This window comes from Arhodomonas sp. KWT, assembly GCF_010993615.1.
In genome coordinates, this window is sequence record NZ_WNXE01000152.1 from 4,261 (window position 1) to 5,769 (window position 1,509).

A 1,509-nucleotide genomic window follows, 5' to 3' on the forward strand; every position below is an offset into this window, starting at 1 on the left:
ACTGGGGCTCGCGATGATGTTCATCACCCATGACCTGCGCGTCGCCGCCCAGGTGAGCGACACCATCGCGGTCATGCAGACCGGGCGGATCGTGGAGGTGGGCACGTCCAAGGAGGTGTTCTCCAACCCGCAGCACCCCTACACCCAGGAGCTGCTCGCCGCGATCCCGGGCCAGAACTGGGAGATCCCGGAGGACCTCCGCCACCTGCGCGCGCAGCGGGCCCGGACCCCGCGGGGGGCCGACGCATGAGTACCGCCTACCCCACCGACGGCGAGCGCCTGTGGGACATGCTGATGGCGATGGCGCGTATCGGTGCCACCGCCAACGGCGGCAGCTGCCGGCTCGCCCTCACCGACCTGGACCGGGACGGCCGGAACCTGCTCGCCGGGTGGGCCGGGGACGCCGGCTGCACCATGACCACGGACGCCATCGGCAACCTGTGGATCCGCCGGCCGGGTAGCGACGACACGCTGCCCCCGGTGGTCATGGGCAGCCACCTGGACACCCAGCCCAACGGCGGGCGTTTCGACGGCGTGCTCGGCGTGCTCGCGGGCATGGAGGTCCTCCGCGCGCTCGACGACCACGGCATCACCACCCGCCACCCGCTGGAGCTGGTCGTGTGGATGAACGAGGAGGGCGCGCGCTTCTCCCCGCCGATGATGGGCTCCGGCGTGTGGTCCGGCGCGTTCGACGCGGCGGCCGTGCGCGCCACCGTCGGCCAGGACGGCGCCCGCCTCGGCGACGAGCTGGACCGGCTGGGCTGGAACGGCGACACCCCGGCGGACCACGCGCAGACGCCCAAGGCGGCCTACTTCGAGCTCCACATCGAGCAAGGCCCCGTGCTGGAGGACACCCGGTGCCCCCTCGGCGTCGTCACCGGCGCCCAGGGCCAGCGCTGGTACGAGCTCACCCTCACCGGCCAGTCCGCCCATGCCGGCCCCACGCCCATGCGCCTGCGCCGTGACGCGCTCGTAGGGGCCGCACGCATCGTCGAGCTCGTCCACCGCATCGGCCTGGAGGGCGGCGAGGACGCCTGCTCCACCGTGGGCATCCTCGACGTCAGCCCCCATTCGCGCAACGTCATCCCCGGCGAGGTGTTCCTCACCGCGGACCTGCGCCACCCGGACGACGCCACCCTGGACACCCTGGACCGACGCCTGCGCGACGAGGCCGCGACCATCGCACGGGACGCGGGCCTGGCGCTCGATCTCAGGGAGTTCTGGCACTTCCCCGCCACGCCCTTCGACCCGGCGCTCGTGGACCGCGTCCGTGACAGCGCGAAGGCGCTGGGCATCCCGGCCATGGACATCGTCTCCGGCGCCGGCCATGACGCCGTCTACGTCGCGAAGGTCTGCCCCACGGCCATGATCTTCGTGCCCTGCGAGGGCGGCATCAGCCACAACGAGGCCGAGAACATCACCCCGGACGATGCCGCCCGGGGCGCCGCCGTCCTCTACGAGGCGGTCCGTGAGACCGCGACGTAGGTCCACCGGGCCGGTTGCGGGACG

General features: G+C 72.9%; 1 protein-coding gene and 1 pseudogene. Both read left to right on the forward strand.

The genetic code is table 11. The annotated features are described in order from the left end of the window. Positions 1-250: pseudogene (locus G7A99_RS25595) on the forward strand (microcin ABC transporter ATP-binding protein); the annotation flags it as partial. After that, the gene (locus G7A99_RS15420; RefSeq protein ID WP_163141708.1) at positions 247-1,485 is read left to right on the forward strand and encodes a Zn-dependent hydrolase; all 1,239 of its coding nucleotides are present in this window, start codon (positions 247-249) and stop codon (positions 1,483-1,485) included. The pseudogene G7A99_RS25595 and the gene G7A99_RS15420, both read left to right, overlap by 4 nt. Positions 1,486-1,509 lie beyond the last annotated feature (24 nt).